Here is a 25,362-nt window from a genome sequence, read left to right as displayed (position 1 = left end):
CCATTCTCGCCGATGTGCCGGGGTGGCCGGACCACGCGTCCACCGAGCGAGGCATTGTGCGGGCTCACCGGGCAGATCGCGTCGGTCAGCCCGTGACCCTGATGACCTTCTTCGCGGACGAGGCCGTCGTCGTGGGGTTGCCGACGAAGCTGACGACGACCTGCAGCTTGCCCGCCTTCACCTTGGCCAGCTTCAGCTGCGCCTTGCCTGCGACGAGGGTCAGGGTGGTCTTCTTCGTGCCGACCTTGATGACGACCTTGCCAGTGGCGGCCGCCGACCCGCGCAGCACGGACACCTTGATGACCGGGCGCGTCCCGACCTTCGCCGTCCTCGGCGCGACGAGCTTCGTGGTGCTGGACGCCAGGATGCTCGGCGGAGGGGTCGGCGCTGGTGCCGGCGCTGGTGCCGGAGCAGGCGGCGCCGACGGCGGCGCGCTCACGCTCGCGGTGGCGCCGGGTGAGCTCGACCCGTCATAGCGGGCCGGGTCCGACGGCACGAAGGTCGCGGTGTACGAGTGGTTGCCCGCGCTCACGCCGGTCAGTGCAAGGACAGCGGTGCCGTCCGCGACGACAGCGCTGCCCACCACGATGGTGGCCTCGCGGAACTGGACCGTGCCGCTCGGCGTACCAGCCGATGGCGTCACCGCTGCCGAGAGGCTGGCGGTCTGCACGCCGCCGGTGGCAGTCAGAGTGGTGGTGGTCGAGGTGCCGCTGACCGTCGAGGTGACGAGCGCCGACTGCGAGGTCGTGAAGAGGGCACTGTCCGTGGGGACGAAGGTGGCGCGGAACGGATGGTCGCCGCGGATCAGGTCCGGCATGACGAGGGTTGCCGTGCCGGAGGAGACGGCGCGAGTGCCCACGAGCACGCTGCCGTCGCGAAACTCGACGTTGCCCGCCGGCTGTCCAGCGGGGGCGGTGACCGTGGCGGTCAGCGTGGCCGAACGGCCGCCCACGACCGAGCCCAACGCCGTCGTCGTGACGGCAGCAGGCGAGGCCTCGGTGGGCGCCCAGGTGAGGGTGAAGGCGCCGACGCCGGCGGCAAAGGCGCGGTAGCCGTTGACCGCGACGGCGTAGGTGGTCCCCGCGGTGGCGCTGAACTGCACAGTCGCCAAGTGGGAGACGCCGCCCGGCTCGTCATTCCCCGCGACCCGAGTGAGCGCAGAGACCGCGGTGCCGGTGTAGACGTCGAGGGTGGTGTCGCGGCCGACGACCGCGGATGCGGTGCTCATGGTCACCGGACCGGAGCTGGGCGCTGTCCAGGAGTACCAGACCGAGGCCTTCCCGGCGCCGGATCGGGTGGCTGTTGGAGCGGGCTCGTCGGTCTCGGCGGAGGACTCGAGGTTGTCCGCGCCGATCGTGCCGCTGACCCCGGGCATCGTCGTGCGCTGGGCGAAGGCATCGTTGGCAGGACGAGCGGGAACGACGACGGTGGCAGAGGACGTGGGCCCGCGACCGGCCTGGCTGACCGCCGCCACCCCGAGGGAATAGGTGCCCGGCGTCAACCCGCTGATGCCGACCGGGGTGAACGTCACCCGGCCGATGACCGTGCTGTTGACGAAGATGTCGTAGCCGGTCACGGCGTAGCTGCCGCTACTGGCGGGCGGCGAGTAGGCGAGGACCCCCTGCTGCTGGAGGCTGGCCCAGCTCGCGGTGACGTTCTGGGGCGCGCCCGGGAGGACGGTGCCGACCGCGGTCGTCGCGCTGGCAGTCGCGGTGGGGCCCGGTCCAGCGGCGTTGAGGGCCGTCACGTTGAAGGTGTAGGCCGTCCCCGGGTCGAGCCCGGTCCACGTGTAGCTGGTGGCTGCCGCGCCGAGCTGGACGGTGAGGTCGCTGCCACTTCGGGTCAGGACGTAGCCGGTCACGGCGCTGGTGCCGGCACTGCTGGGAGCCGCCCAGCCGACGGTCGCGGTGGGGTCGGTGGCGTGCGGTGTCGCGCTCGGGTTGGTCGGTGCCGATGGCGTGCCGGTCGGTGCCGCGCCGTCACAGCCGCTGGCGGCGATCGTGTAGGCACCGAGGGAGCCGTAGTCGTCGTAGCCCGTGCTCCAGGCGCCGTTGCCGACACCGTCGATGGACGCGTAGTAGGTCCCGGCGGAGAGGGTCTGGGTCAGCGAGGCACTCATCCCGGAGGCCATGCTCTCGTCGATCTGGCCGGAGACGGGGTCCGCGCTCGACACCACCTGTCCCGCAGCGTCGAGGATCGAGAGCCGGACGTCGAGGTTGGCGTAGGTCGCGGCCGAGGCGTCAACCGTGACCGATCCCGTGCACGTGCCGAGCAGATAGGTGTCGACGTCGGACCGGGTCGAGACGTAGGCCGTTCCGGTCGGGAGGGTGGCGGCCCCGGCGATGTTGGTGCCAGCCTCGTCGACGCGCGCGCCCGTCATGGCCCGGATCTTGGTGACGTCGTCCTCGGCGTTGTTCGCGCCGGCGTAGTCGCCCTTGCTCCACTGGCTGATGGGGCGGTCGTAGCCCACGCCCATGATCGGGGCCCAGGCACCATGGCCACGGTCGTAGTCCTGGGTGGCGTTGCCGTCGTGGTTGAGCCCGAAGTTGTGACCGACCTCGTGTGAGACCGCCTCGGCGATGCCTTTCACCGAGTTGGACAGCTTGTGGGGGAACACCCAGGCGGGTTGCATGTAGCCGTAGCCGTCGCCCGCCGCCCCGCCGCCGTTGCCGTTGACCGTGTCGAAGACGTTGATGTAGGCGACGCCACCGCAGGAGCTGCCGTTGTTGAGGGGATTGCAGATGGCCTCGTGTGCGCCGATGCTCGGGGTGATCAGCACGTGCGAGCCGAAGGCGTTGTCGGCGAGCGATGCGCGGAAGATCCCCGCGGCACCAGGGTCGGCGGTCGTCACGTCGACGTCGAAGGGGGCGAAGTCCTCGGCCACCGACTGCCAGACGGTCTGGACCTTGGCGAGCTCGACATCGTTGAACCCAGTGCCGTTGCCGGCGGGGTCCCACGCGGGTTGGGTCGTCGGCGTCGCCGCGGCGCTCGCGTGCCAGGCGGTGCCGCTCGCCGTACCCCCGTTGAAGTCCAGGTAGATGGTGCGCTGCGAGTCGGGCTTGCTGTGCAGCAGGAAGGTTTCGTTGAGAGGGGCCTGCGCGCTGACGGGACTGTCAACAGGAGCGACGGTGACCTCGTCCTTGTAGAACACAGCCCCCGCCGTGTCGACCCACACTGAGGAGTCGGTGTCCAGCAGCTCGATGAGCCGTGCGCCCGTGAGCTCGTTCAGCGCAGCGGCCTCGTCGAGCTGATCTCCCAACAGCCGGATCGCGGCCGCTCCGCGAACAGGGCGCGGCAGCTCGACGCGAGCTGCTCGGCGGGCTTGAGCCGTACTGATCCGTCGAGCCCTGACCCCCGACGCGACCGGTTCGTCCACGGAAGCCGGAGTGGCCGGGTCAGGCGCTGCTGACCCGGCAGGCTGCGTCTCTCCGGGCGCTGACGCTCCAGCGGCCGCCGGCACACCTGTTGTCATCGCGGCCGCCAGCACGAGGGCCAGTGAGAATGAGGCGCCGACACGGCTGCCTGCCAGACGACGCATGCAACAACTCTCCTAGGGGGGAGTCGACAGGCTAGTGCGGCAGGATGGTTCTCGGGGGCGAATGGACAACCCCGGGCCGTGCCCCCCGTCAGAACCACCCGAGAGGTGGTCCTGACGCCCGGATGGGCACTCCTCGACTGGTCCCAAAGGACTACGACGTTCGGCTCGATCAGGCGATGGTCTATTCCAGTCACTGGCACCAGCATTGGGCACACGCCGAGCAGGACCCCCCGCCTGCTGTGACCCTGGAGTCTTCATGCCTCGTGTCCTCACCCGTCTTCTTGCTGCCCTCGCAGCGGGTCTCGTCATCACCTTGACGTGCCTGCTCTCTGCTGCCCCGGCACAAGCACAGGTCTGGGTCGTCCCTGCGGCAGACCTGTCGGTGGACCCCACGGTCAACCTGGACGAGTTCGAGAACCAGTTGATGGGCTCGATCAACGAGGTCCGTGCCAACGCCGGACTGAAGCCGGTCCGCTACTACGACTCCTGCGTGGACCAGCTCGCCGAGAGCTGGGCGACCCGCATCGCCACCACCGGCGTCCTCGAGCACCGCGACCAGCACATCGTCCTGCGTCGCTGCGACCAGGCGTGGGCCGGCGAGGACCTCGTCCGCGGGACGCTCCTCACCCCCGCGATCGTCGTCCAGGCATGGATGGACTCCCCCTCGCACCGCGAGATCCTGTTGAAGAAGCGCGCCAGTCGCGCCGGCCTCGCCATCAGCCTCGACGGATCGGGTCGCTTCGTCGGAGTCCTGAACTTCTCCGACAACCGCTGAGGCAGTCACCGCTGGCCACCCGCATGTGAGACGATCCCGGTCGCTCGTCGTCGGGGAGGCCGGGATGCTGTACGTCGCCATCGCGACGCGGGCGTTCCGCCGCTACTCCACCTACCGCGCGGCGACCCTCGCCGGGATCTTCACCAACTCGGTCTTCGGGATCATCTACTCCTTCGCCTACCTGGCACTGTGGGACGCGAGCCCGGACGCCGGCGGCTACGACGCGACCGATGCCGTCACCTATGTCTGGCTCGGCCAGGCGCTGTTGATGACGATCGCGCTGTGGGGCGGCGGCAGCACCGACGACCTCGCCGAGCGCATCCGGACCGGTGACGTGGCCATCGACCTCTACCGGCCGGTCGGCCTGTTGGGGTGGTACCTCGCCAGCGACCTCGGTCGGGCCGCCTACCACCTGCTCACGCGGGGACTGGCGCCGACGGTGGTCGGTGCCGTGCTGTTCGACATCAACGGCCCCGCGACCCCGGCCGCGGCTCTCGGATTCGCGCTCGCCCTGCCACTCGCGGTGGTGGTCAGCTTCGCCATCCGGTTCCTCGTGGCCAGCTCCGCGTTCTGGCTGCTCGACCAGTCGGGCATGAAGGTGATGAGCGGCGCCTTCGCCATCTTCTTCAGCGGCATGATGCTGCCGCTCGTGCTGTTCCCGGGCGTGCTGGGTGTCATCGCCCGGGCCCTGCCCTGGGCGGCCTACGTGCAGGTGCCGGCCGACATCTGGCTGGGCAAGCGCGTCGGGGCCGACCTGCTGGCGGCGCTCGGGTTCCAGGCGCTGTGGGCCGTGGTGCTCCTCGGCTGCTGCCAGCTGGTCCTGCGAGCGGCGACCCGCAAGGTGGTGGTCCAGGGTGGCTGAAGCCCTGCACGAAGCACTGCACCATGTTCGCCGCTACACCGACATCGCCTGGCTGTGGATCAGGGCGGCCTGGGCCTACCCGGCGTCCTTCGTCATGCTCGCCGTCGGCAACGGCCTCATCACCGGGCTCGACTTCGTCGGGTTGTGGATCATGTTCGCCCACCTCGACGACCTGGCCGGCTTCTCGCTGCACGAGGTGGCCTTCCTGTACGGCGCCAGCTCGCTCGGGCTGGGCATCGCCGACACCCTCGTCGGGAGCGTCGAGCGGATCGGGACCTACGTCCGGACGGGTCGTCTCGACCAGATGATGACGAAACCCGTCCCCCTCCTCGTGCAGGTCTGCGCCGACCAGTTCACCCTGCGACGACTCGGCCGGATCACCCAGGCCGGCGTCGCGTTCGGGTGGGCTGCGACGTACGTCGACTGGACCCCGCTGCGCGCAGTTGTTGCGCTCTCCATGGTCATCAGCGGCGCAGCGGTCTTCTTCGGCCTCTTCATCGGCTTCTCGTGCATCCAGTTCTGGACATCGGACGCCTCGCAGTTCGCCAACGCCTTCACGTACGGCGGAGCGACCGTCACGCAGTACCCGCTGTCGATCTTCCCGCGGGAGGTGATGGTCGCGCTGACCTTCGTCATCCCGGTGGCCTTCGTGAACTGGTATCCCGCCCTGTTCATCCTGGGCCGCGATGATCCCTTCGGCATGCCGTCCTGGGTCCAGTTCGCCTCGCCTCTGGTCGCGATGGCGACCGTCGCGATCGCGCTGCTCGTCTGGCGTAGCGGCGTGCGCCACTACTCCTCGACGGGGAGCTGATCAGGCCAGCTCTGCCCTCGCAGCGGTCAGGTGAGAGGAACAGCGGTGACGACGACGTTGCTGAGGTATCCCGAGCCGTCCCAGTCCTCGCACGTGACGAGCACCAGCCGACCGGCGACACCCTGGTCGAACAGCTGCGGCGCGCGCCGGGCGATCGTGTCCTTGTCGAGCACGTCGACGGACTCGGCGACATAGCGGATCACGCCACGAGCGGTGCGGACCCTGATCTCGGCCCCCACCTGCAGCGTCTCCAGGTCATCGAGGGCTCCTCCCCCGGCATTCACGGTGTGCCCGGTGATCAGAGCACTTCCCCGCACGGCCCCGGGCTGGGCACCGCCCGACCACCATCCCAGGTCCTGCGGGTCTGGCGGTGGGGTCAGAGTGCTGCCCTCGACCGAAATGGGCAGCACGGGCGCATCAATCGAGAGAGCTTCGATGTAGACCCGCTGGGGAACGCCCGCAGCCGCGAGGTCGGTCGTCACTTCGGCCGATGGACCCGCGGACTTCGCCGGGGCCTCGGACTTCGCGGCGGCCGGCACTGCGTCCGGGACCGGCGCCAGCGGCCCGATCGTCACGGCAGGGGCCGACACCTGCGCCGAGGGCTCGTCTCCGGGCGAGACGCCTTGGGCGAAGGTGAACGCGGCACCGGCGAAGCACATCGCGGCCAGTGCGGCCGCAGACGCCCCAAGGCGCCTGCGGCCGGACTGACGATGTGTGTGCTCAGGTGAGACGCGATTGATCACGCGCGACGACGAGCGGCGAACGCGACCATCCCGAGCAGGGCACCCAGCATGGCCAGACCAGCGGGGAGCAGAAGCTGGTTGCTTGCGGTCTCACCGGACATGCCAGCGTTGACCGATGTCGGCACTGCCTGCTGCTGCGCAGCGACCGTCGGTGCGGGCGCCTGGGCGGGCGCCTGGGCCGGTGCGGTGGCCTGCTGACCCTGCACCTCGACGCCACCGCCAGCGTTGTTGTTGCCGTTGTTGTTGTTGCCGTTGTTGGTGCCGGCAGCAGCCTCCACACCGAGAACCTCGTTGGTCGAGGTGTCGGGGGTATCACACTCAACCGCAGGGACCACGACGGTCTGGGTCGAGGCCGGGATCTCCGCCGTGCCGAGCACCGCCGGCGTGCCGGGGGTTCCGGGAACCGCAGGAACCGCGGGGGTGCCGGGGACGGCCGGGACAGCGGGGACGCCTTCGGAGATCACGATGATCTGCTCGGGGACACCGTTGCGGCGGTAGAAGTAGTTGCTGTTGCCGTTCTCGGAACCCTGCTGGTAGACGCCGTCCGGTCCTTCGTGGCCGGGCGGGATGTCCTCGGCAGCTTCCTGCCAGGTTCCACGCTCGTCCTCGGGCCACACCGGGGTGTAGTCCTGCGGGCCTTGGGTGTTGTTGGGCGACCAGACCTCCCAGATTTCGTCGACGGCGGCGATGGTCTGGGTGACCGGCGGGACGGCGGGGATGGCAGCCGTGCCATCCACAGCCGGAATCGCCGGGGTGCCTTCGGTGCCAGCAACCGCCGGCGTGCCTGGGGTGCCCGGGACTGCGGGAGTCACGACGACCGCTGTCGTGGCCTCAGACGGAGTGCAAGGCGCCTGCTTGGCGTCTTCGGCCCACACGGGTGTGGTTGCCAGTGGGGTCATCGACACCACCGCGGCGACGGACAGTGCTGCTACGTACTTCTTGACGTTCATCGTTGTGCTCCCCAGCAGTTTGGTGTGCGTGTGGTCCCGAGAATGACCGCGGCGCGGTCGGTGAGGCTTCTTCTGCATTTTTAGCCACAAATGACCATTGACAACTCACCCCAACGGGCTATACGACCTATCTGTGGATAGTTCGTTGGGATCAGTAGTTTCTGGTCACGTTTGACTACTTCGGACCAGTCGGTCGATGCGACGGGTCGCCACCACCCTTTGGGACTAGGGTCGCCCGGTGAACTCCGCCCTGATCGACGTCCAGGACCTGGAGCGCTCCTTCGCCGTACGCCGCAAGGTCGATGGCCGCCGTCGCAGGTCCCGGGAGACCGTGCGGGCGGTCCATGACCTCAGCTTCCGCATCGAGCCGGGCGAGATGGTGGGCTACATCGGGCCGAACGGAGCCGGCAAGTCGACGACGGTGAAGATGCTCACCGGCATCCTCGTCCCGACGGGCGGGCACCTCCGCGTGGCCGGACTGGAGCCGCAGCGCCACCGCGTCGAGCTCGCCCGACGCATCGGAGTCGTCTTCGGTCAGCGCACGACCCTGTGGTGGGACCTGCCGCTGCGCGACTCGTTCGAGCTGCTGCAGAAGATGTACCGCATCCCCCACGACCGCTTCCGTCACAACCTGGCTCGATTCGTGGAGCTGCTCGACCTCGGCGACCAGCTCGACACGCCTGTCCGACAGCTCTCGCTCGGGCAGCGGATGCGCGGTGACATCACCGCTGCCCTGCTGCACGACCCGGAGATCCTCTACCTCGACGAGCCCACCATCGGCCTGGACGTCATCAGCAAGGGCCGCCTGCGCGAGTTCCTGCGGGCCCTCAACGTCGAGCGCGGCACCACCCTGATGCTCACCACCCACGACCTCCAGGACATCGAGGCGCTCTGCGACCGGGTCATCGTCATCGACCACGGGACGGCCGTCTTCGACGGGTCCCTCGCCGGCCTGCACGAGCAGGGCGGGTCCTCACGCACGCTGGTGGTCGACCTGGTCGACGTGTCCGACCCCATCCAGGTCCCCGGAGCAGTGGTCCGGAAGGTCGAGGGACCGCGGCAGTGGCTGTCGTTCCCCTCGGACGCGAGCGCCGCCCCCATCGTGGGCGCGGTGGCGGCGTCCTACGACGTCGCCGACCTGTCGATCCAGGAGCCCGACATCGAAGAGGTCATCCGGGACCTCTACTCCAGGGGCTGACCGAGCCGAAGCCGCCTGGGACGCGGAAGTGTCCAGGACCCGAACGGCCGTCGACCCCGCGCGGCTGCCGCCGGGTCCTCGATCACCGGACCCACGCGCTCGATGATGAGCACCGCGCGGTCGTCCTGCCCTCGCGGCACGTGCCGCAGGATGCGTCCGGCCGCGCCCTCGAAGCCGATCTGCACCGCCTCGCGGGCCGTCTCCAGGAGCCAGTTGATCCCGTCCTCCAGGTCTCGACCACGAGCCTCGACCACACCGTCGGTGTAGAACAACAGCGCCTCCCCCGGGGCCAGCTGCCCGGTGCTCGACTCGAAGTCGGCATCCGGCGTGACGCCCAGTGCCATGCCGGTGGCACCGTCCAGGGTCCACACCCCCTGCTTGCGATCCCAGCGCAGGGCCGGCGGGTGGCCGGCGCTGGTCACCACGTAGTGCCCCGTCTCCACGTCGACGAGGAGGTGCACGGCGGTGGCGAAGGCCTCCTCGGAGTTCTGCCGGAGCAAGAAGGCGTTGGCCGCGCGCATCAGCTCCTGGGGCGCCATCCCCCCGACCAGTCCGGCCATCGCGCCGGCGAACTGCAGCGCCTGGGGCCCGACGGCCAAGCCCTTGCCCGAGACGTCGACCAGCACCAGCTCCAGGTGCCGGCCGTCGCTCATGTCCGCCACCAGGAAGTCACCGGCGTAGCGCGCGCCGTGGGCGGAGAGCATGCTCGAGTGAGAGCTCCATCCGGCGGGCAGGTCCGGGATCGCCGCCTGAGACTGCAGGCGGTCGCGGAGATTGGCCAGCACCTGCTCGCTGAGCGCGAACGGGAGGCCGGAGCGCTGGGTCCTGGACTGGTAGAGGATCAGTGCCTCGGCGAGGACGAGCGTCGCCATGGCCGTCAGCTGGGCGGACAGGGGCGCGCCCTCGTGCGCCGTCGAACGAGCCGCGGCCACCAGGATGAGGGCATTCAGCAGGACAAGGGGTGGGAATCGCAGCACCAGCACGCCGAGGATCAGCCACACGAACCAGATGGAGAAGGGCGTCGCAGGGATCGTCCAGGCGACGAAGAACGAGGTGACGACCCCGATCGTCAGGACGCCGAACACGTAGGCCTGGCTGCCGCGTGAACCAGTCCGCCAACTGGCGACGCGGGCGTCCACGTAGGCCGAGACGCGCCCTCCCACGCTGGTCAAAGTCCCGGCCACGCGCCGAGCCTAGGGGGCTGGACCACCGCTCCGAGGGGCAATGCCAGAACTCACCGGTCCTCGAGCGGCCGTCCTGCAGGGCGCCGCCCACCCGACGGCTGACTCCGTTAGCCTCCGGGCATGACCGACGCCTTCGACACCGACGTCCTCGGCGCGCCATACACCCAGCAGACCCTCGACCTCGGCACCGACAGCGAGGGCGAGGTGGTCGTCACCCTGGTCCATCTCCCCGCCACCGAGCCGACCGGTCGCGCCGTCCTGCACGTCCACGGCTTCGCCGACTACTTCTTCCACACCGAGTACGCCGAGTGGTGGGCCGCCCGCGGCTACGACTTCTACGCCGTCGACCTGCGCAAGTACGGCCGCTCGCTGCGCGAGCACCAGACCCCCAACTACGTCGACGACCTCGAGGAGTACTACGAGGACCTCGATGCGGCCTGGGCGGTCATCACGGAAGACCACACGTCGGTCGTCGCCACGGCCCACTCCACCGGTGGCCTGACCTTGCCGCTGTGGCTGAACGACCGCCAGCCCTCCGAGCTCGCCGGGGTGCTCCTCAACTCGCCGTGGCTCGACATGCAGGGCGCGGCCTGGCTGCGCTCGTTGCCCGGACGGGCTGCGCTGGACCAGATCGGGGTGCGCCAACCCCGACGGGTCATCCCCCGCACCGTCAGCGGCTACTACACGCGTTCCCTGCACCGCGACCACGACGGAGAGTTCGACTTCAACCTCGAGTGGAAGCCGATGCAGTCGTGGCCGGTCTATGCCGGCTGGTTGCGCGCCGTCCGTCAGGGTCACTCCAAGATCCACCGCGGGCTGGACATCGCGGCTCCCACCCTCGTCCTCTCGTCGAGTCGGACCGCCTTCCCTGCCGAGATGGGCGACGACGTGCACAACAGCGACGTGGTGCTCGACGTGCGGCAGATCCGCCGATGGGCGTCGTCACTGGGCCCGCACGTCACCAGCATCGGCATAGAGGGAGCCCGGCACGACGTCGTGCTCTCGCTGCCCCACGTGCGGGCACAGGTGTACGCCGAGATGGATCGGTGGCTTGCGGCGTACGTCGAGGACAGCTGACCGCACAGCGCGTGGAGGGGTCGTCAGGTGAGCAAGGTGATCAGCGCAGTCAGTCCGACCACCACGATGAACGCTCGCAGGAGCGGTGCGGGAAGCCGTCGACCGACGGAGGCGCCGAGGATCCCACCGACGACGGCACCGACCCCGATCAGGGCGACGATCGACCAGTCGACATCGGCGAAGAAGGCGAACAGCACGCCCGAGACTCCATTGACCAGCGCCGCCAGGACGTTCTTGAGGCCGTTGAGTCGTTGGAGCGCCTCGTCGACCCCGATGCCCAGCACCGCCATCATGAGCACGCCCTGAGCGGCACCGAAGTAGCCGCCGTAGATCCCGCACGCGAACATGAGCGGCCAGACCCACCAGGCGCCGCGCATCGGCAGACCGCCGGTCGCCTCGTGGCGCCGCGCGACCCAGGCGGAGATGCGTGGCCCGGCGACGACAAGGACCAGTCCGAGCACGATCAGAGCAGGCACCACGGCCTCGAAGGCGCCCGGCTGCCACAGCAGGAGGAGCCCGCCCAGGAGGCCACCGGCCCCCGAGGCACTGGCCAGGTGGAGGATGCGGGTGCGTTGCCCCCGCAGCTCACGTCGGTAGCCGATCGCTCCGGTGACCGACCCCGGCACGAGCCCGATCGAGTTGGAGACGTTGGCAGTCACCGGGGGGACCCCGAAGGCCAGCAGCGTCGGGAACGTGATCAACGTCCCCGACCCCACCACCGTGTTGATGGTGCCCGCCGCCACCCCCGCAAGGGCGATCAGCGAGGCCTCGAGCAGGGTCACGCCGTCGGGGGCTCCTGGGTCGGCTCGCTGGGCGCAGCGCTGACGGCGGGAGCCGCCGCCGGTGCGGGGGCCGTCGGGGTGCGGCTGGCCGACTCCGCTGCGGCGATGGCCTCCTCGACGACCTTCTTCGTGGATCCCTCGTCCGAGGACCGCGGCAGCTGCGGCTCGGTCGGACCCATGTCGACACGGGTGCGCGGCGTGGCGTCCTGGGGGATCCCGGCGATCTCGTGGATGGAGGAGCCGAGTCCCTCCAACGCCTTCGTGATCTCGGACGGGATGACCCACACCTTGTTCGCGCTGCCCTCGGCGATCTTCGGCATCATCTGGAGGTACTGGTAGGCCAGCAGCGACTGGTCGGGCTGCCCGTCGTGAATTGCTTGGAAGACCGTCTGGATGGCCTGGCCCTCACCTTGGGCGCGCAGGATCGAGGCCTCCCGGTCGGCCTGCGCGCGCAGGATCTGCGACTCGCGGTCACCTTCGGCGTTGAGGATCTGGGACTGCTTCGAACCCTCTGCGGTGAGGATCGCGGCTTGGCGCTGGCCCTCAGCCGTGAGGATGACGGCACGCTTCTCGCGGTCGGCTCGCATCTGCTTCTCCATCGAGTCCTTGATGGAGGGCGGCGGGTCGATGCCCTTGAGCTCGACCCGGTTGACCCGGATGCCCCACTTGCCGGTGGCCTCGTCGAGGACGCCGCGCAGTCCGGAGTTGATGGAGTCGCGGCTGGTCAGCGTCTCCTCGAGGTCCATCCCACCCACGATGTTGCGCAGGGTGGTCATGGTGAGCTGTTCGATGGCCTGGATGTAGTTGGCGATCTCATAGGTCGCGGCGACCGGGTCGGTGACCTGGAAGTAGATGACCGTGTCGATCGAGACCACGAGGTTGTCCTCGGTGATCACCGGCTGCGGCGGGAAGGAGACGACCTGCTCGCGCAGGTCGATGAGGTAGCGCAGGCGGTCGACGAACGGCATCAGGAGGTTGAGTCCTGCAGGCAGGGTGCCCTTGTACTTGCCGAAGCGTTCGACGATGCCGGCACGCGCCTGGGGGACGATGCGCACGCTCTTGGCGAGCGTCACGATCACGAGCAGGACCAGCAGGCCGAGCAGGATCAGGCCAATCATGGAGGCTTCCTTCGTGTACGACGTGCATGGACGGACGGTGTTGCTTGGCTGAGGGGTGCTGGACGGGCCGGTCAGGACTCCAGCTGGGCAACGGGATGGACGATGGCGGTGGCGCCGCGGATCTCGAGCACCTCGACCGTCTCGCCTGCGGCGATGCGAATGGTCTCGTCGTAGGGCTCGGCGGTCCAGAACTCGCCGGCGAGCTTGATCCGGCCCGGCGCGAGCGAGGTGATGTCAGCGGTCACGGTGCCCTGGCGCCCGACCAGCTTGCCGTGCCCGAGGGCGAGCTCGGGGCCGCCGTGGAACCGCTTCACCACGGTAGGTCGCACGAGCGCGAGCGCAGCGACCGAGACCCCGGCAAAGGCGACGACCTGGATCGCGATGGGGAGGCCGAGGACGGCTGCGACCATGCCGACGATCGCGCCGGCTGCCAGCATCACCAGGATCAGGTCGAGGCTGAACATCTCGGCCACACCGAGCACGATGGCCAGCCCCAGCCAAGCCTCCCACGCGTGCCTCAGGATCCAATCCATGGGCGGAGCCTATCCCCTGGGCCGGCACGGCAAACACGGCGTCAGGACGCGCTGTGCCGCGCCTGCCGACGGGCCGCGAACCGGCCGTCCTCGTGCGTCACGCGCAACGGCATGCCGAAGGTCTTGGACAGCGTCTCTGGGGTGATCACGCGCTCGAGCGGGCCGGAGGCGACGACACGACCCGCCTTCAGGAGGAGCGCGTGGGTGAACCCCGGCGGGATCTCTTCGACGTGGTGGGAGACGAGCACGGTTGCCGGTGAGTTCTCGTCGAGCGCCAGCACGGACAGGGTGGAGACGAGGTCTTCGCGACCGCCCAGGTCGAGGCCGGCAGCGGGCTCGTCGAGCAGCAGCATCTCGGGATCGGTCATCAGCGCCCTGGCGATCTGGACCCGTTTGCGCTCGCCCTCGCTGAGTGTCCCGAAGGTCCGCTCGCCGAGGTGTCGTGCGCCGACCTCGGTCAGGAGCGAGACGGCCCGCTCGTGGTCGAGGTCGTCATACACCTCGCGCCAGCGCCCCAACATGGCGTAGGACGCGGAGACGACGACGTCGTGCACCCGCTCGCCGCGGGGGATGAGGTCTGCCAGCGCTGCGCTGGTGAGGCCGATCCGCGGACGCAGGTCGAAGACGTCGACAGTGCCCAGGACCTCGCCCAGGATCCCGGCGACGCCCTCCGTGGGGTGGATCTGCGCCGCGGCGACCTGCAGCAGCGTCGTCTTGCCGGCCCCGTTGGGACCGAGGACGACCCAGCGCTCGTCCTCCTCGACCGTCCAGTTGATCTCGTGGAGCAGCGTTGCCCGACCCCGCCGGACCGTGAGGTCGGCGAACTCGATCACGGCGCTCATGCGCCTCACCCTATCCAGCGGCGACCTGCCCGCCACGACTCCCGCGTATCGTTGCCAGCCGTGTCCCTCGAGCTGCCCCTGTCCGCCCGCCTCGCCTGGTGGCTGACGGCGTGGCTGCGCGGTCACGAAGTCACCGACCACGTGCTTGACGCGGTCACGGACGGCGACCTGGGCCATGTCGTGGACGGCTTGGCAGGGGGTACGGCGATGTTGGACCTCCTCCTCGAAGCGAGGCGCTCCGGTGCCACCGGCGCCGGGCTGGCGCTCCCCGTCGAGGGCGACCCCTTGGGGCTCGGTGGTCCGCGAGAGCTGAACGACGCCGCGCTCGCTGTGGGTGAGGCGGTGGTTGTCGGCGCGTGGGCAGTGGTGCCGGAGGTCGTGGGTGAGGTGGCGCACTGGCGGGTCGGTCCGGCTGCGCCCCGCCAGGTCCCGGACGTGGGCGAGGCGGACCGCGCGCTGCGGGCGACCCTGATCGAGGCGGCGGACCTGCTCTCCGACCTCGACGTGGCGCACTGGCGGCCCGAGGCGGCGGACGAGCTGATGAACCTGCGTCACCGACCCGTCCTGGATGCGCCGTCGGGGACCCCACCGCGCTGCGCTGACCTCGCTGCCCGGGGTCTGCAGGGCTGGGCCATCGCCGAGCTCGCGCTCGGGGACGACGGCGGCGCGCTCTCCACCCACGAGATCGAGGCCCGACGATCGGCTCTGCGCCCGTTGGAGCGGGCGTCCAGACGGGCGCTCGTGGCTGCGTGCTCGTCGGAGGTGTGGCCGGACCCCTGAGTGACCGCTGACTGCTGGACGAGTGCGGCCGCCCCCTCCTCGGGCGCATAGGCTGCTCCCGAGATGAGCGACCTGGACGAGACCCCCAAGACCCTCCTGATCACCATCACCGGCAAGGACCGCCCCGGCGTCACGTCTGCGGTGTTCGCGACGATCGCCGCCGCGGGCGTCGAAGTGCTCGACCTCGAGCAGATCGTGCTCCGCCGCCGACTGGTGCTCGGGCTGCTGGTCACGGCACCTCGTGACTGGAAGAAGTTGCGCGCCGCGATCGAGGAGACCGCCTCCGGCCTCGGCATGAACGCCGAGGTGCTGCGGGGGCAGGGCGACAACCAGCCACGGCGCATGGGACGTTCGCACGTGACCGTCCTGGGCTCCCCGCTCAGGGCGTCCGCGATGGCGGCCATCACCGGCCGCATCGCCGACTCAGGGGCCAACATCGACCGCATCGAGCGCATGGCCCGCTATCCGGTCACCGCCATCGACCTGGCCATCTCCGGCGTCGAGACGGAGGTGCTGCGTCCGTTGCTCGCCGCCGAAGCGTCCCGCCAGGGCATCGACATCGCTGTCCAGCCGGCCAACCTGCTGCGGCGGTCCATGCGGCTCATCGTCATGGACGTCGACTCCACCCTGATCCAGGGGGAGGTCATCGAGATGCTCGCAGCCCACGCCGGCTGTGAGGACGAGGTCGCGCGGGTCACCGACCAGGCGATGGCCGGTGAGCTCGACTTCGAGGCGTCGCTGCGGGCGCGCGTGGCGCTCCTGGAGGGCGTGCCGGCCGGCGCGATCGACGAGGTCTACGACGCCATCACCCTGGCTCCCGGCGCTCGTACGCTGGTCCGCGTCCTTCGGCGGCTCGGCTACCGGTTCGCCCTCGTGTCCGGCGGCTTCAGCCAGATCACGGACCGCCTCGCTGCCGACCTGGACATCCACTACTCGCGAGCCAACGAACTCGAGATCGTCGACGGTCTCCTGACCGGTCGGGTGCTCGGCCCCGTGGTCGACCGTGCGGCCAAGGCGCGGGCGCTGCGCGAGTTCGCCGCGGACATCGGAGTGCCCGAAGGCGCCACCATCGCCATCGGCGACGGCGCCAACGACCTCGACATGCTCAACGCGGCCGGACTCGGGATCGCCTACAACGCCAAGCCGATGGTGCGCGACGCCGCCGATGCAGCGGTCAACGTGCCCTACCTCGACACGATCATGTACCTCCTCGGCATCACCCGCGAGGAGATCGAGGCGGCCGACGCCGAGGCCGGCATCGTCACGCCCGCTCCCTCCATCTGAGTCGCCGCTCAGACCTGAGTCTCGAGAAGACTCAGGTCGAAGCGCGGCTACCGACAACCACGCAGGCCTCGATCTCGCGGTCCGTGACGACGGCGGTCGAGAACCCCGCCTTGCGCATCGCCTGAGCCGTCAACGACGCCTGCACCACCGACGTCTCGATGAGCAGCACCCCGGTCGCCGCGAGCCAGTCCATCGCCCCGGCCGCGATCCGACGATGCAGGTCCACTCCGTCGGGCCCGCCGTCGAGTGCAAGGCTCGGCTCATGATCACGAGCCTCGGGCGGCATCAGCGCCACCTGGTCGCTGGGCACGTAGGGCGCGTTGGCAGCAAGGACGCCCACCCGCCCCCTGAGGCTGCTGGGCAGGGCGGCGTACAGGTCGGACAGATGCACCTGACCGCTCGGCACGTTGATGCGCGCGCACTCCAGCGCGGCCGGATCAAGGTCTGCGAGGTGGACCTCACCGGCCCGCACGCTGGCACCGACCGGACCCACCCCGCAGCACAGCTCCACCAGCACCGCGTCGCGTCGGGCGTGCTCGCTGGCCACGCGCGCCAGCAGCTCGGTGCGACGCCTCGGGACGAACACGCCCGGCCGGACGAGGAGTCGCCGACCCCCGAAGGCCACCCAGCCCAGCACCGTCTCGAGGGGCTCGCCCTCGATGCGCCGGCGGACGAGCGCCTCGAGCGACGGACCGGTGAGGCCGGTACGGAGCAGCAGCGCGGCTTCCTCCTCGGCGAAGACGCAGCCCGCGGCCCGCAGTCGCCGAGCAATCTGGTCGACGATCAGGGACGTCCGGAGTGGAAGGCACGCAACGACGCCGAGGCGATCTCGAGGTCGGCCCAGTCATCGGCGACGTCGAACACGGTCATCGCGCACGGCGGATAGCCACCCACCATGGCCGCGCCCGCCGCCTCGTCGCCACTGCCGTCGTCGAGGAGCTGGGCGAGGTAGGCGATCGTCGGGTTGTGGCCGACGACCATCACCGCCAGCGCATCGACCGGTGACTCGCGCAGCAGGTCGAGGGCCGTGTCGGGGCTCGCCGCGAACAGCGCAGGCTCGATCACCGGTGCCAGCTCCCAGCCGGCTGCCTCGGACATGAGGCTCCACGTCTCCCGGGTGCGGGTGGCGCTCGACACCAGGGCACGGTCGGGGGTGAACCCGGACTCGGCCAGCCACCGACCCGCCGCCGCGGCGTCGGTCCTGCCCTTCTCGGTGAGCAGTCGCGCGTGGTCGTCCTCGCCCCACGCCTCCGCCTTGGCATGGCGCACCAGCAGGAGACGACGTTGCGCGACGGCGGGGTCCGAACTGGTCACGCGGCGATTCTCCATGCCGATAGCCTGCCTGTCATGCCTCCAGCCCCAACCCCCGGTCCCCTCATGATCATCGGAGGTGCCGAGGACAAGCTCCGCAAGCGCGGCATCCTTAAGGACTTCGTGGCAGCAAGCGGCGGCGCCGACGCCCGGATCGTGGTGATCCCGACCGCCTCCTCGCTCGGACCCGAGATCAACGAGGTCTACGAGGCCCTGTTCACGAAGCTCGGGGCCGCGGAGGTCCGTTCGGCCCGTCCGGAGACCCGCGAGGACGCCCACGACCCGGAGCTCGTGCAGGCGGTCGAGGACGCAACCGGCATCTTCATGACGGGCGGCAACCAGCTCAAGCTCTCCGGCGCCATCTGCGGCACCCCGTTCGGGGACGCGATCGTCGATGCGCACGAGCGGGGCGCCGTCGTGGCGGGCACGTCGGCCGGCGCGAGCATCCAGTCCTCGCACATGGTCGCCTTCGGTGCAGGCGGCGCCACGCCCAAGCAGCGGATGACCCAGGTCGCTGCCGGGCTCGGCCTGGTGACCTCGACCGTGATCGACCAGCACTTCGACCAGCGCAACCGCTACGGGCGGCTGCTGATGATCGTCTCCCAGAGCCCCCAGCTCCTCGGGATCGGGGTGGACGAGGACACCGCGGCAGTCATCGAAGACGTCGACGGACACGAGGTCCTGCGGGTGACCGGTCGCGGAGCGGTCACGATCTTCGACCCCGACCGCATGGTCACCAACGCCCACGAGGCGCGCCAGTCCGCCCCGCTGCTGGCGAGCGGTGTCGTCCTCCACATGCTGCCGGCCGGTTCGGCGTACGACCTGACCACCCGCACGCTCATCCCGCCCACGCACGCCGTGGACGAGAGCGAGGCGGCCGAGATCGCCGAGGCCGGCCGAGACCTCCGTCGGATGGCACGCGACATCGCGGCCGCGGACGTGTCCCCCACCACCTTCCGCCGCCGGATGACTCGCAACCGAAAGCGGCTGAGCGTCTCGCCCACCCCACCAGCAACTGACGGAGACAGCGCATGAGTGAGCGAAGCGAGCGAATCATCAGACACTGCGTGACATGTGCCTCATGCCCGCACGGAGCGAAGCGAGTACGCGCATGAGTGAGCGAAGCGAGCGAATCATCAGACACTGCGTGACATGTGCCTCATGCGCGCACGGAGCGAAGCGAGTACGTGCATGAGTGAGCGGCCCACCCCGGACCTGACGATCCTCGAGACGCGCATCTACCGCGGCGCCAACGTCTGGTCCTACGACAAGTCAGTGCACCTCGTCGTCGACCTCGGCTCGCTGGAGGAGTTCCCCACCAACACCCTGCCCGGGTTCAGCGAGGAGCTCGTGGCGATGTTGCCGGGCCTGCGCGAGCACTCCTGCTCCCGCGGCCGACGAGGCGGCTTCGTCGAACGCCTCAACGAAGGCACCTGGCTGGGCCACGTCGCCGAGCACGTCGCCCTCGCGCTCCAGCAGGTGGTGGGCCACGACATCCGCCGCGGCAAGACGCGCATGGTCAAGGGCCGCAAGGGCCACTACAACATCGTCTACGGCTACATCGACGAGCAGGTCGGCATCGAGGCCGGCAAGCTGGCGGTCCGGCTGGTCAACCACCTGGTCGATGGAGATCCCGACTTCGAGTGGGAGTCCGAGCGCGACGCCTTCATCCGCCGCGCCGAGCGGACCGCCTTCGGCCCGTCCACCCAGGCGATCGTCGACGAAGCCGTCTCCCGCGACATCCCGTGGATCCGCCTCAACCAGCACTCCCTCGTTCAGCTCGGCCAAGGCGTCCACGCCAAGCGCATCCGCGCCACGATGACCAGCGACACCAGCTCGATCGCCGTGGACATCGCCTCCGACAAGGACCTCACGACGACCCTCCTGGGCGCCGCCGGGCTGCCCGTCCCCAAGCAGGGTTCGATCCGTACGGCGGACGGTGCCGTGCAGGTCGCGGCCCGGATCGGCTACCCCGTGGTCGTGAAGCCGCTCGACGGCAACCACGGGCGCGGGGTGTGCCTCAACCTCCAGAACGAGGCGGACGTCCGCAACGCCTTCCCCATCGCCGCCGAGCAGTCGCGGCGCGGTGTCGTGATCGTCGAGTCGTTCGTGACGGGCAAGGACTACCGCTGCCTCATCATCGACGGCCGGATGGTCGCCATCGCCGAACGGGTGCCGGCCAGCGTCACCGGCGACGGGACGTCCACCGTGGAGCAGCTGGTCGACCTGACCAATGCCGATCCCCGTCGGGGTGTCGGGCACGAGAAGGTGCTGACCCGCATCAAGGTGGACGCCGCTGCGCTGGACGTGCTCGAGGGCCAGGACCATTCCCTGACCTCCGTCCCTGCCGAGGGCGAGACGGTCCGGCTCGCCCTCACAGGCAACATGTCCACCGGTGGCATCTCGATCGACCGCACCTTCGAGGCGCACCCGGAGAACGTCGAGATCGCGGAGGAGGCAGCCCGGATGGTCGGCCTGGACATCGCGGGCATCGACTTCATCTGTCCCGACATCACCGAGCCGGTCCGCGAGACCGGCGGGGCGATCTGCGAGGTCAATGCCGCTCCGGGTTTCCGGATGCACACGCACCCGACGATCGGGGAACCGCAGTTCATCGCCAAGCCCGTGGTCGACATGCTGTTCCCGCCCGGTGCCATCTCCCGCATCCCGATCATCGCGGTCACCGGGACCAACGGCAAGACGACCACCAGCCGGATGATCGCGCACATCTTCAAGGGCCTGGGTCGCAAGGTGGGCATGACCTCGACCGACGGTGTCGTCATCGACGAACGGCTCGTGATCCGCGCCGACGCCTCCGGCCCACGCTCGGCCCGCATGGTGCTCCAGAACCCGCGGGTGGACATGGCGGTCTTCGAGGTCGCTCGGGGAGGGATCCTGCGCGAGGGGCTGGGCTACGAGCGCAACGACGTCGCCGTGGTGCTCAACGTCCAGCCCGACCACCTGGGCCTGCGTGGCATCGACACCGTCGAGCAGCTCGCCGACGTCAAGGCGGTCATCGTCGAGGCCGTGCCGCGCGACGGACATGCCGTGCTCAACGCCGACGACCCGCTGGTGCGCGAGATGCGGCGGCGATGCTCGGGCCAGGTCGTGTGGTTCTCGATGGAGGAGCCGGGCACCGAGGCCCGCGACCTCATCGATGCGCACTGCCGCCGCGGTGGCAAGGCGCTCGTGCTCAACCCCTCCGAGCGCGGCGAGATGATCGTCGTCAAGCACGGCCGTCGGGAGATGCAGCTCGCGTGGACCCACCTGCTGCCGGCCACGTTCGGCGGTCGGGCGCGGATGAACGTACAGAACTCCCTGGCAGCCGCCGCCGCTGCCTTCGCCGCCGGGGCTCCCCTGCACGACATCCGGCAGGGGCTGCGGACGTTCTCGACGAGCTACTACCTCTCCCCCGGCCGTCTCAACGAGGTCGAGGTCAACGGGGTCAACGTCATCGTGGACTACTGCCACAACGCGCCCGGCATGAAGGCGCTCGGGGACTTCGTCGACCGGCTCGGCGAGTCACTGGAGTCCTCGCACGACCTGGCCCGTCCCTCGCGCATCGGCATCATCGCCACGGCGGGTGATCGACGTGACGAGGACATGCGCGAGCTCGGCCACATCGCTGCTCAGCACTTCGACGTCTGCATCGTCCGCGAGGACGTCGCCCTCCGTGGGCGCGAGCGCGGCGAGGTGGCCGGTTTCGTGCTGGAGGGACTGCGCGCCGCCATGGCCGACGGCGCGCGCTGTCGCCAGGTGGAGGAGGTCCTCGACGAGATCTCCGCCGTGCGCCACGCCATGAGCCGCGCCAACCGTGGCGACCTGGTCGTGGTCTGTGTCGACAAGCACGGCGAGGTGATGAGCGAGCTGGAGGCCTGGTCCTCGCAGGCGCAGGCGGGCTCGGGCATCAACGACGAGGTCCCCGCCGCAGACCCGGACTACACGCCCCCTGCGGGAGCCTGAGTGCGGATCCTGTCCCTGGCCGACCTGCCGCGCCGTCCCATCGAGGAGCACCAGAGCAAGAGCTTCTCCGTGGGTGCCTTCGGGATCTGCGCGGACGCACACCTGGTGGCAGTGACCCTGGGCCCCCGGGGCGTGATCGGCCGCCACCCCGCCAGTGGGCGACAGCTGCTCGTCGTCCTCTCCGGCGAGGCGCAGGTCGCGGGGCACGACGGCACGGTGCAGACGATCGGCGTCGGTCAGGCGGCTGTCTGGGAACCCGGCGAGGCGCACGAGACACGCACGCACGCCGGCCTCGTCGCCATGATCGTGGAGGGCGACCTGGACATCGGCACACCGGGCGAGCAGATCGACCGCGGCGACACGTGACCGAACCGGTCGGCTCAGCCCCGAGCGACCCGCACCTTCGCAGCCAGGGTCTCCGGGTCGTCACCGGTGCCGCCGTGCGCCTCGATCCAGTCGTACGCCGCCTGGCGCTCGGCGTGGCACATGAGTCCCACGACATCGCCGGCCTCGGCGCCCGCGACCAGTGCTGCCAAGCAGGCGACCTCGGTGTCGTAGGTCTCGATGTCGACGACGCCGACGCGCGCAGCCCCGGCCCGGAGCAGGACGTCGATCTCGTCCATCGTGCGGCCTCGCAGGTAGTGCTGCTTGTGCCCGATCGCCACCACCTCGCTGCCCTTGGCCCCGATCTCGCCCAGGGTGTCGATGAGCTCGTCGGTCCGGTCACCCACGGCGCCGAGCCCGAGCAGGACCCGTGATCCGGGGCGGCGTACGCCCTGCATGATCTCGAGCAGGGCCTCCAGCCCTGCCTCGTTGTGGGCGAGATCCATGACCACGGTGACCTCGCCGGGCAACGAGAAGAAGTTCATCCGCCCCGGGTTGTGCTCGGCGTCCGGCAGGAACGACGTCAGCCCGGTGATGACCGACTGCCAGGAGATGCCGATCGCCAGGGCGGCCGACGCTGCAGCCAGGGTGTTCTCGACGTTGAAGCGCGACAGCCCGGCCAGGGTCATCGGCACCTCGACCAGTTCGACGAGCGGCTCGGGGTCAGCGCCCGGTCGCATCACGGTGACCCAGCCGTCGATCACGGTCGTCGCGCGGCCCCCGCTGTTGAGCACCTCGCGGATCGCCGGTGAGTCGGGGTCCCGGGAGAACACCCAGGGCTGGGCCCGGATGACTGCTCGCATAGCCAGCACCCGGGGGTCGTCGGCGTTCAGGACCGACCAGCCTGACGACCGCGTGATCCGGGGCACGACAGCCTTGACCTCGGCCAGCTGGTCGACGGTGTCGATGCCCTGCATGCCGAGGTGGTCCGCGGTCACGTTGGTGACCACTGACACGTCGTTGCGGGTCAGTCCGATGCCCTTGAGGAGGATGCCGCCGCGGGCCGTCTCGGTGACGGCGAGCTCAACGCCTCGGTGCGCCAGCACCCTCCCGGCTCCGCTGGGCCCGGAGTAGTCCCCGGCCTCGACGAGCTCGCCGTCGATGTAGATGCCGTCGGTGTTGGACCAGCCGACCAGCTTGCCGTCCGCCTGCGCGATGTGGGCGATCATCCGGCTGGTGGTCGTCTTGCCGTTGGTGCCGGTGACCGCGACCACCGGGATCCTCGGTGTGATGGTCGTCGGGCGCGCGCCAGGGGCGGCTGCAGCGACCTCGGCCGCCCCCGCGGTCACTGCCGCTTCGACGTCGGGGCTCGGGAGGGCATCGAGGACGTGGGCCACTGCCTGGCCGAGGGCCTCGGCGCGGCCCCGGTTGCGCCAGGGAAAGGCGACCACGAGCTGGTTGTGCTCGGCGGTCGGTCGCACGCGGACGGCGAGCCGCGACGTGCCCGATTCCTGGGCAACGGCTCTGACGAGCCGCTCGACGGCCCGCATCGCGAAGCGCTGACGGAAGCCCGACCCCGGGGCCCCAGGACGCGTGGTGCTCAGTCCGATGCGCCTCGCGAACCTCAGCACGGTCTCGTCAGAGGCCTCCGCGATGGTGCCGATGTCGAGGGTCAGCTTGATGGCCGCCCGCGGGAAGTAGAGGTTCGGACCCTCCAGGACGCGTAGCTCGACGAGGGAGGTCACGGCCGAACCGTATCGCCCGCTGGGTGCCGACTCAGAGGCCCATCGCGTGGAAACCACCGTCGACGTGGATGATCTCGCCGGTGGTGGCGGGGAAGAAGTCGCTGAGGAGCGCGCACACGGCCTTGGCGGTCGGCGCGTGGTCACTCTCGTCCCAGCCGAGCGGAGCGCGGTCCTTCCAGGCGGACTCGAGATCCTCGAAACCGGGGATCGCCTTGGCTGCCAAGGTCTTGAGCGGGCCGGCCGAGACGAGGTTGCAGCGGATGCCCGCCGGACCGAGGTCACGGGCCAGGTAGCGGGAGGTGGACTCCAGCGCGGCCTTGGCGACGCCCATCCAGTCGTAGGCCGGCCACGCGATGGTCGCGTCGAAGGTGAGACCGACGATCGAGCCGCCCTCGGACATCAGCGGTCGGCTGGCGACGGCGAGCGCCTTGAGGGAGTAGGCCGAGACCTGCACCGCCTGCGCCACGTCGTCCCAGGGACCTTCGAGGAACTTGCCGCCGAGCAGCGTCTGGGGGTTGCCGTAGGCGATCGAGTGGACAACCCCGTCGAGACCGTCGACGTGTTCGCGCACCTGGTCGGCGAGGCCGGCGAGGTGGTCCTCGTCGGTGACGTCGAGCTCCAGCACCGGCGCCTCGGCGGGAAGCCGCTTGGCGATGCGCCGGGTGATGTTGAGCGCACGCCCGAAGTTGGAGATGAGCACGGTGGCGCCCTGCTCCTGCGCGACCTTGGCGGTGGCGAACCCGATGGAGGAGTCCATCGTCACGCCCGCCACCAGGATGCGCTTGCCGCTGAGGATTCCAGTGGAGTCAGTCATGTTCAGTGCCCCATTCCGAGTCCGCCGTCAATCGGGATGACGGCTCCTGTCACGTATGCCGCGCCATCGGACGCCAGCCAGACCACGGCCGAGGCGACCTCGGCTGCGGAGGCGTAGCGGCCGAGCGGCACCTGCGTCTTGATCGCCTGCTTCTGCTCATCGGTGAGCGTTGCTGTCATGTCGGTCTCCACGAACCCGGGAGCGACGACGTTGGCCGTGATGGACCTCGAGCCGAGCTCTCGTGCCAGCGACCGCGCCATCCCGACCAGCCCGGCCTTGGAGGCCGCGTAGTTGACCTGTCCGGCCGAGCCGAGCAGCCCGACCACCGACGAGATGAAGATGATCCGACCGCGCCGGAGACGCAGCATGCCCTTGGCAGCGCGCTTGGCCAGCCGGAAGGAGCCGGTCAGGTTGGTGTCGATGACGCTGGCCCAGTCGTCCTCGGACATCCTCAGGATCAGGGTGTCGTGGGTGATGCCCGCGTTGGCGACCAGGATCTCGACGGGTCCGTGCGCGGCCTCGATCTCCGCGAAGGCGGCGTCCACCGCGGCGGGATCGGTGATGTCGCACCGCACGTCGAGAGCACCGTCGGGAGCACCGCCCGAGCGGGTCGTGACGGCGACCTTGTCACCTCCTGCGACGAAGGCCTCCGCGATGGCACGGCCGATGCCGCGATTGCCACCGGTGACGAGGACGGACCGAGGGGCGGGTGCTGTGGTTTCGCTCAC

Annotated in this window: 23 protein-coding genes; 10 read left to right on the top strand and 13 right to left on the bottom strand. The window is 69.9% G+C overall.

Annotated features, from left to right (window positions below; genetic code table 11):
- Window positions 1–85: 85 nt before the first annotated feature.
- Entirely contained in the window at window positions 86–3,538 is a 3,453-nt protein-coding gene (locus tag VNJ48_RS09075; RefSeq protein ID WP_325601254.1) for an Ig-like domain repeat protein, read from the bottom strand.
- 256 nt (window positions 3,539–3,794) lie between these two features.
- On the opposite strand from VNJ48_RS09075, the gene VNJ48_RS09070 reads away from it, so the two are divergent.
- The 3 genes from VNJ48_RS09070 to VNJ48_RS09060 all read left to right on the top strand — a co-directional run bounded on the left by VNJ48_RS09070 (window position 3,795) and on the right by VNJ48_RS09060 (window position 5,986).
- Window positions 3,795–4,313 carry a CAP domain-containing protein gene (locus VNJ48_RS09070; protein WP_325601252.1) on the top strand — a complete coding sequence of 173 codons (519 nt, stop codon included), beginning with the start codon at window positions 3,795–3,797 and terminating at the stop codon, window positions 4,311–4,313.
- A 64-nt stretch (window positions 4,314–4,377) separates the two neighbouring features.
- Complete coding sequence (locus VNJ48_RS09065; RefSeq protein WP_325601251.1) at window positions 4,378–5,175, top strand: ABC transporter permease; 798 nt, start codon at window positions 4,378–4,380, stop codon at window positions 5,173–5,175.
- Window positions 5,168–5,986: an ABC transporter permease gene (locus tag VNJ48_RS09060; protein ID WP_325601249.1), complete on the top strand. Its 819-nt coding sequence runs from the start codon at window positions 5,168–5,170 to the stop codon at window positions 5,984–5,986. The genes VNJ48_RS09065 and VNJ48_RS09060 overlap by 8 nt, the downstream gene beginning before the upstream one ends.
- Window positions 5,987–6,012: 26 nt before the next feature.
- On the opposite strand, the gene VNJ48_RS09055 is transcribed toward VNJ48_RS09060, so the two are convergent.
- Together VNJ48_RS09055 and VNJ48_RS09050 are read right to left on the bottom strand one after the other, a co-directional pair.
- Window positions 6,013–6,645: a class F sortase gene (locus VNJ48_RS09055; RefSeq protein WP_325601247.1), complete on the bottom strand. Its 633-nt coding sequence runs from the start codon at window positions 6,643–6,645 to the stop codon at window positions 6,013–6,015.
- Window positions 6,646–6,725: 80 nt separating this feature from the next.
- On the bottom strand, window positions 6,726–7,679 hold the full coding sequence (locus tag VNJ48_RS09050; protein WP_325601246.1) for a hypothetical protein: 954 nt from the start codon (window positions 7,677–7,679) through the stop codon (window positions 6,726–6,728).
- 238 nt (window positions 7,680–7,917) lie between these two features.
- Between VNJ48_RS09050 and VNJ48_RS09045 the strand changes: the two genes are divergently transcribed.
- Window positions 7,918–8,877, top strand: a complete 960-nt coding sequence (locus tag VNJ48_RS09045; RefSeq protein WP_325601244.1) for an ABC transporter ATP-binding protein — start codon at window positions 7,918–7,920, stop codon at window positions 8,875–8,877.
- Here the strand turns inward: VNJ48_RS09045 and VNJ48_RS09040 are convergent.
- Complete coding sequence (locus tag VNJ48_RS09040) at window positions 8,862–10,061, bottom strand: PP2C family protein-serine/threonine phosphatase (protein ID WP_325601242.1); 1,200 nt, start codon at window positions 10,059–10,061, stop codon at window positions 8,862–8,864. The two genes, VNJ48_RS09045 and VNJ48_RS09040, sit on opposite strands and share 16 nt — an antisense overlap.
- A gap of 120 nt (window positions 10,062–10,181) precedes the next feature.
- Here VNJ48_RS09040 and VNJ48_RS09035 point away from each other — a divergent pair, with 120 nt between their 5' ends.
- Window positions 10,182–11,138, top strand: coding sequence for an alpha/beta hydrolase (locus VNJ48_RS09035; protein WP_325601240.1), 957 nt, complete (start codon window positions 10,182–10,184; stop codon window positions 11,136–11,138).
- Window positions 11,139–11,161: 23 nt separating this feature from the next.
- On the opposite strand, the gene VNJ48_RS09030 is transcribed toward VNJ48_RS09035, so the two are convergent.
- The 4 genes from VNJ48_RS09030 to VNJ48_RS09015 form a co-directional block, all read right to left on the bottom strand.
- Complete coding sequence (locus VNJ48_RS09030) at window positions 11,162–11,920, bottom strand: sulfite exporter TauE/SafE family protein (RefSeq protein WP_325601238.1); 759 nt, start codon at window positions 11,918–11,920, stop codon at window positions 11,162–11,164.
- Complete coding sequence (locus VNJ48_RS09025) at window positions 11,917–13,038, bottom strand: SPFH domain-containing protein (protein ID WP_325601236.1); 1,122 nt, start codon at window positions 13,036–13,038, stop codon at window positions 11,917–11,919. The genes VNJ48_RS09030 and VNJ48_RS09025 overlap by 4 nt, the downstream gene beginning before the upstream one ends.
- A 71-nt stretch (window positions 13,039–13,109) precedes the next feature.
- Complete coding sequence (locus VNJ48_RS09020) at window positions 13,110–13,571, bottom strand: NfeD family protein (protein ID WP_325601234.1); 462 nt, start codon at window positions 13,569–13,571, stop codon at window positions 13,110–13,112.
- A 41-nt stretch (window positions 13,572–13,612) separates the two neighbouring features.
- Entirely contained in the window at window positions 13,613–14,413 is an 801-nt protein-coding gene (locus VNJ48_RS09015; RefSeq protein WP_325601232.1) for an ABC transporter ATP-binding protein, read from the bottom strand.
- Between the two features lie 60 nt (window positions 14,414–14,473).
- Here VNJ48_RS09015 and VNJ48_RS09010 point away from each other — a divergent pair, with 60 nt between their 5' ends.
- Window positions 14,474–15,193 carry a hypothetical protein gene (locus VNJ48_RS09010; protein ID WP_325601230.1) on the top strand — a complete coding sequence of 240 codons (720 nt, stop codon included), beginning with the start codon at window positions 14,474–14,476 and terminating at the stop codon, window positions 15,191–15,193.
- A 63-nt stretch (window positions 15,194–15,256) separates the two neighbouring features.
- The gene (gene serB / locus VNJ48_RS09005; RefSeq protein WP_325601228.1) at window positions 15,257–16,477 is read left to right on the top strand and encodes a phosphoserine phosphatase SerB; all 1,221 of its coding nucleotides are present in this window, start codon (window positions 15,257–15,259) and stop codon (window positions 16,475–16,477) included.
- A gap of 31 nt (window positions 16,478–16,508) precedes the next feature.
- Here the strand turns inward: serB and VNJ48_RS09000 are convergent, their stop codons facing one another.
- Entirely contained in the window at window positions 16,509–17,237 is a 729-nt protein-coding gene (locus VNJ48_RS09000) for a putative protein N(5)-glutamine methyltransferase (protein ID WP_325601361.1), read from the bottom strand.
- Between the two features lie 23 nt (window positions 17,238–17,260).
- On the bottom strand, window positions 17,261–17,791 hold the full coding sequence (locus VNJ48_RS08995; RefSeq protein ID WP_325601226.1) for a SixA phosphatase family protein: 531 nt from the start codon (window positions 17,789–17,791) through the stop codon (window positions 17,261–17,263).
- Window positions 17,792–17,824: 33 nt separating this feature from the next.
- Between VNJ48_RS08995 and VNJ48_RS08990 the strand changes: the two genes are divergently transcribed.
- The 3 genes from VNJ48_RS08990 (at window position 17,825) to VNJ48_RS08980 (ending at window position 22,117) form a co-directional block, all read left to right on the top strand.
- Window positions 17,825–18,823: a cyanophycinase gene (locus VNJ48_RS08990; protein ID WP_325601224.1), complete on the top strand. Its 999-nt coding sequence runs from the start codon at window positions 17,825–17,827 to the stop codon at window positions 18,821–18,823.
- A gap of 156 nt (window positions 18,824–18,979) precedes the next feature.
- Window positions 18,980–21,751, top strand: coding sequence for a cyanophycin synthetase (gene cphA / locus VNJ48_RS08985; protein ID WP_325601222.1), 2,772 nt, complete (start codon window positions 18,980–18,982; stop codon window positions 21,749–21,751).
- Window positions 21,752–22,117 (top strand): cupin domain-containing protein, encoded by a 366-nt coding sequence (locus tag VNJ48_RS08980; RefSeq protein WP_325601220.1) that lies wholly within the window; start codon window positions 21,752–21,754, stop codon window positions 22,115–22,117.
- Window positions 22,118–22,131: 14 nt separating this feature from the next.
- On the opposite strand, the gene VNJ48_RS08975 is transcribed toward VNJ48_RS08980, so the two are convergent.
- Genes VNJ48_RS08975 through fabG form a run of 3 tightly spaced genes read right to left on the bottom strand, consistent with a single transcriptional unit; the run spans window position 22,132 to window position 25,362 of the window.
- Complete coding sequence (locus VNJ48_RS08975; protein WP_325601218.1) at window positions 22,132–23,820, bottom strand: Mur ligase family protein; 1,689 nt, start codon at window positions 23,818–23,820, stop codon at window positions 22,132–22,134.
- A gap of 31 nt (window positions 23,821–23,851) precedes the next feature.
- Window positions 23,852–24,634 carry an enoyl-ACP reductase FabI gene (fabI, locus tag VNJ48_RS08970; RefSeq protein ID WP_325601216.1) on the bottom strand — a complete coding sequence of 261 codons (783 nt, stop codon included), beginning with the start codon at window positions 24,632–24,634 and terminating at the stop codon, window positions 23,852–23,854.
- A gap of 2 nt (window positions 24,635–24,636) precedes the next feature.
- Complete coding sequence (fabG, locus tag VNJ48_RS08965) at window positions 24,637–25,362, bottom strand: 3-oxoacyl-ACP reductase FabG (RefSeq protein ID WP_325601214.1); 726 nt, start codon at window positions 25,360–25,362, stop codon at window positions 24,637–24,639.

Source organism: Nocardioides sp. (assembly GCF_035576065.1).
Taxonomy (GTDB): domain Bacteria; phylum Actinomycetota; class Actinomycetes; order Propionibacteriales; family Nocardioidaceae; genus Nocardioides.
This window is presented reverse-complemented; position numbering and strand designations above follow the sequence as displayed.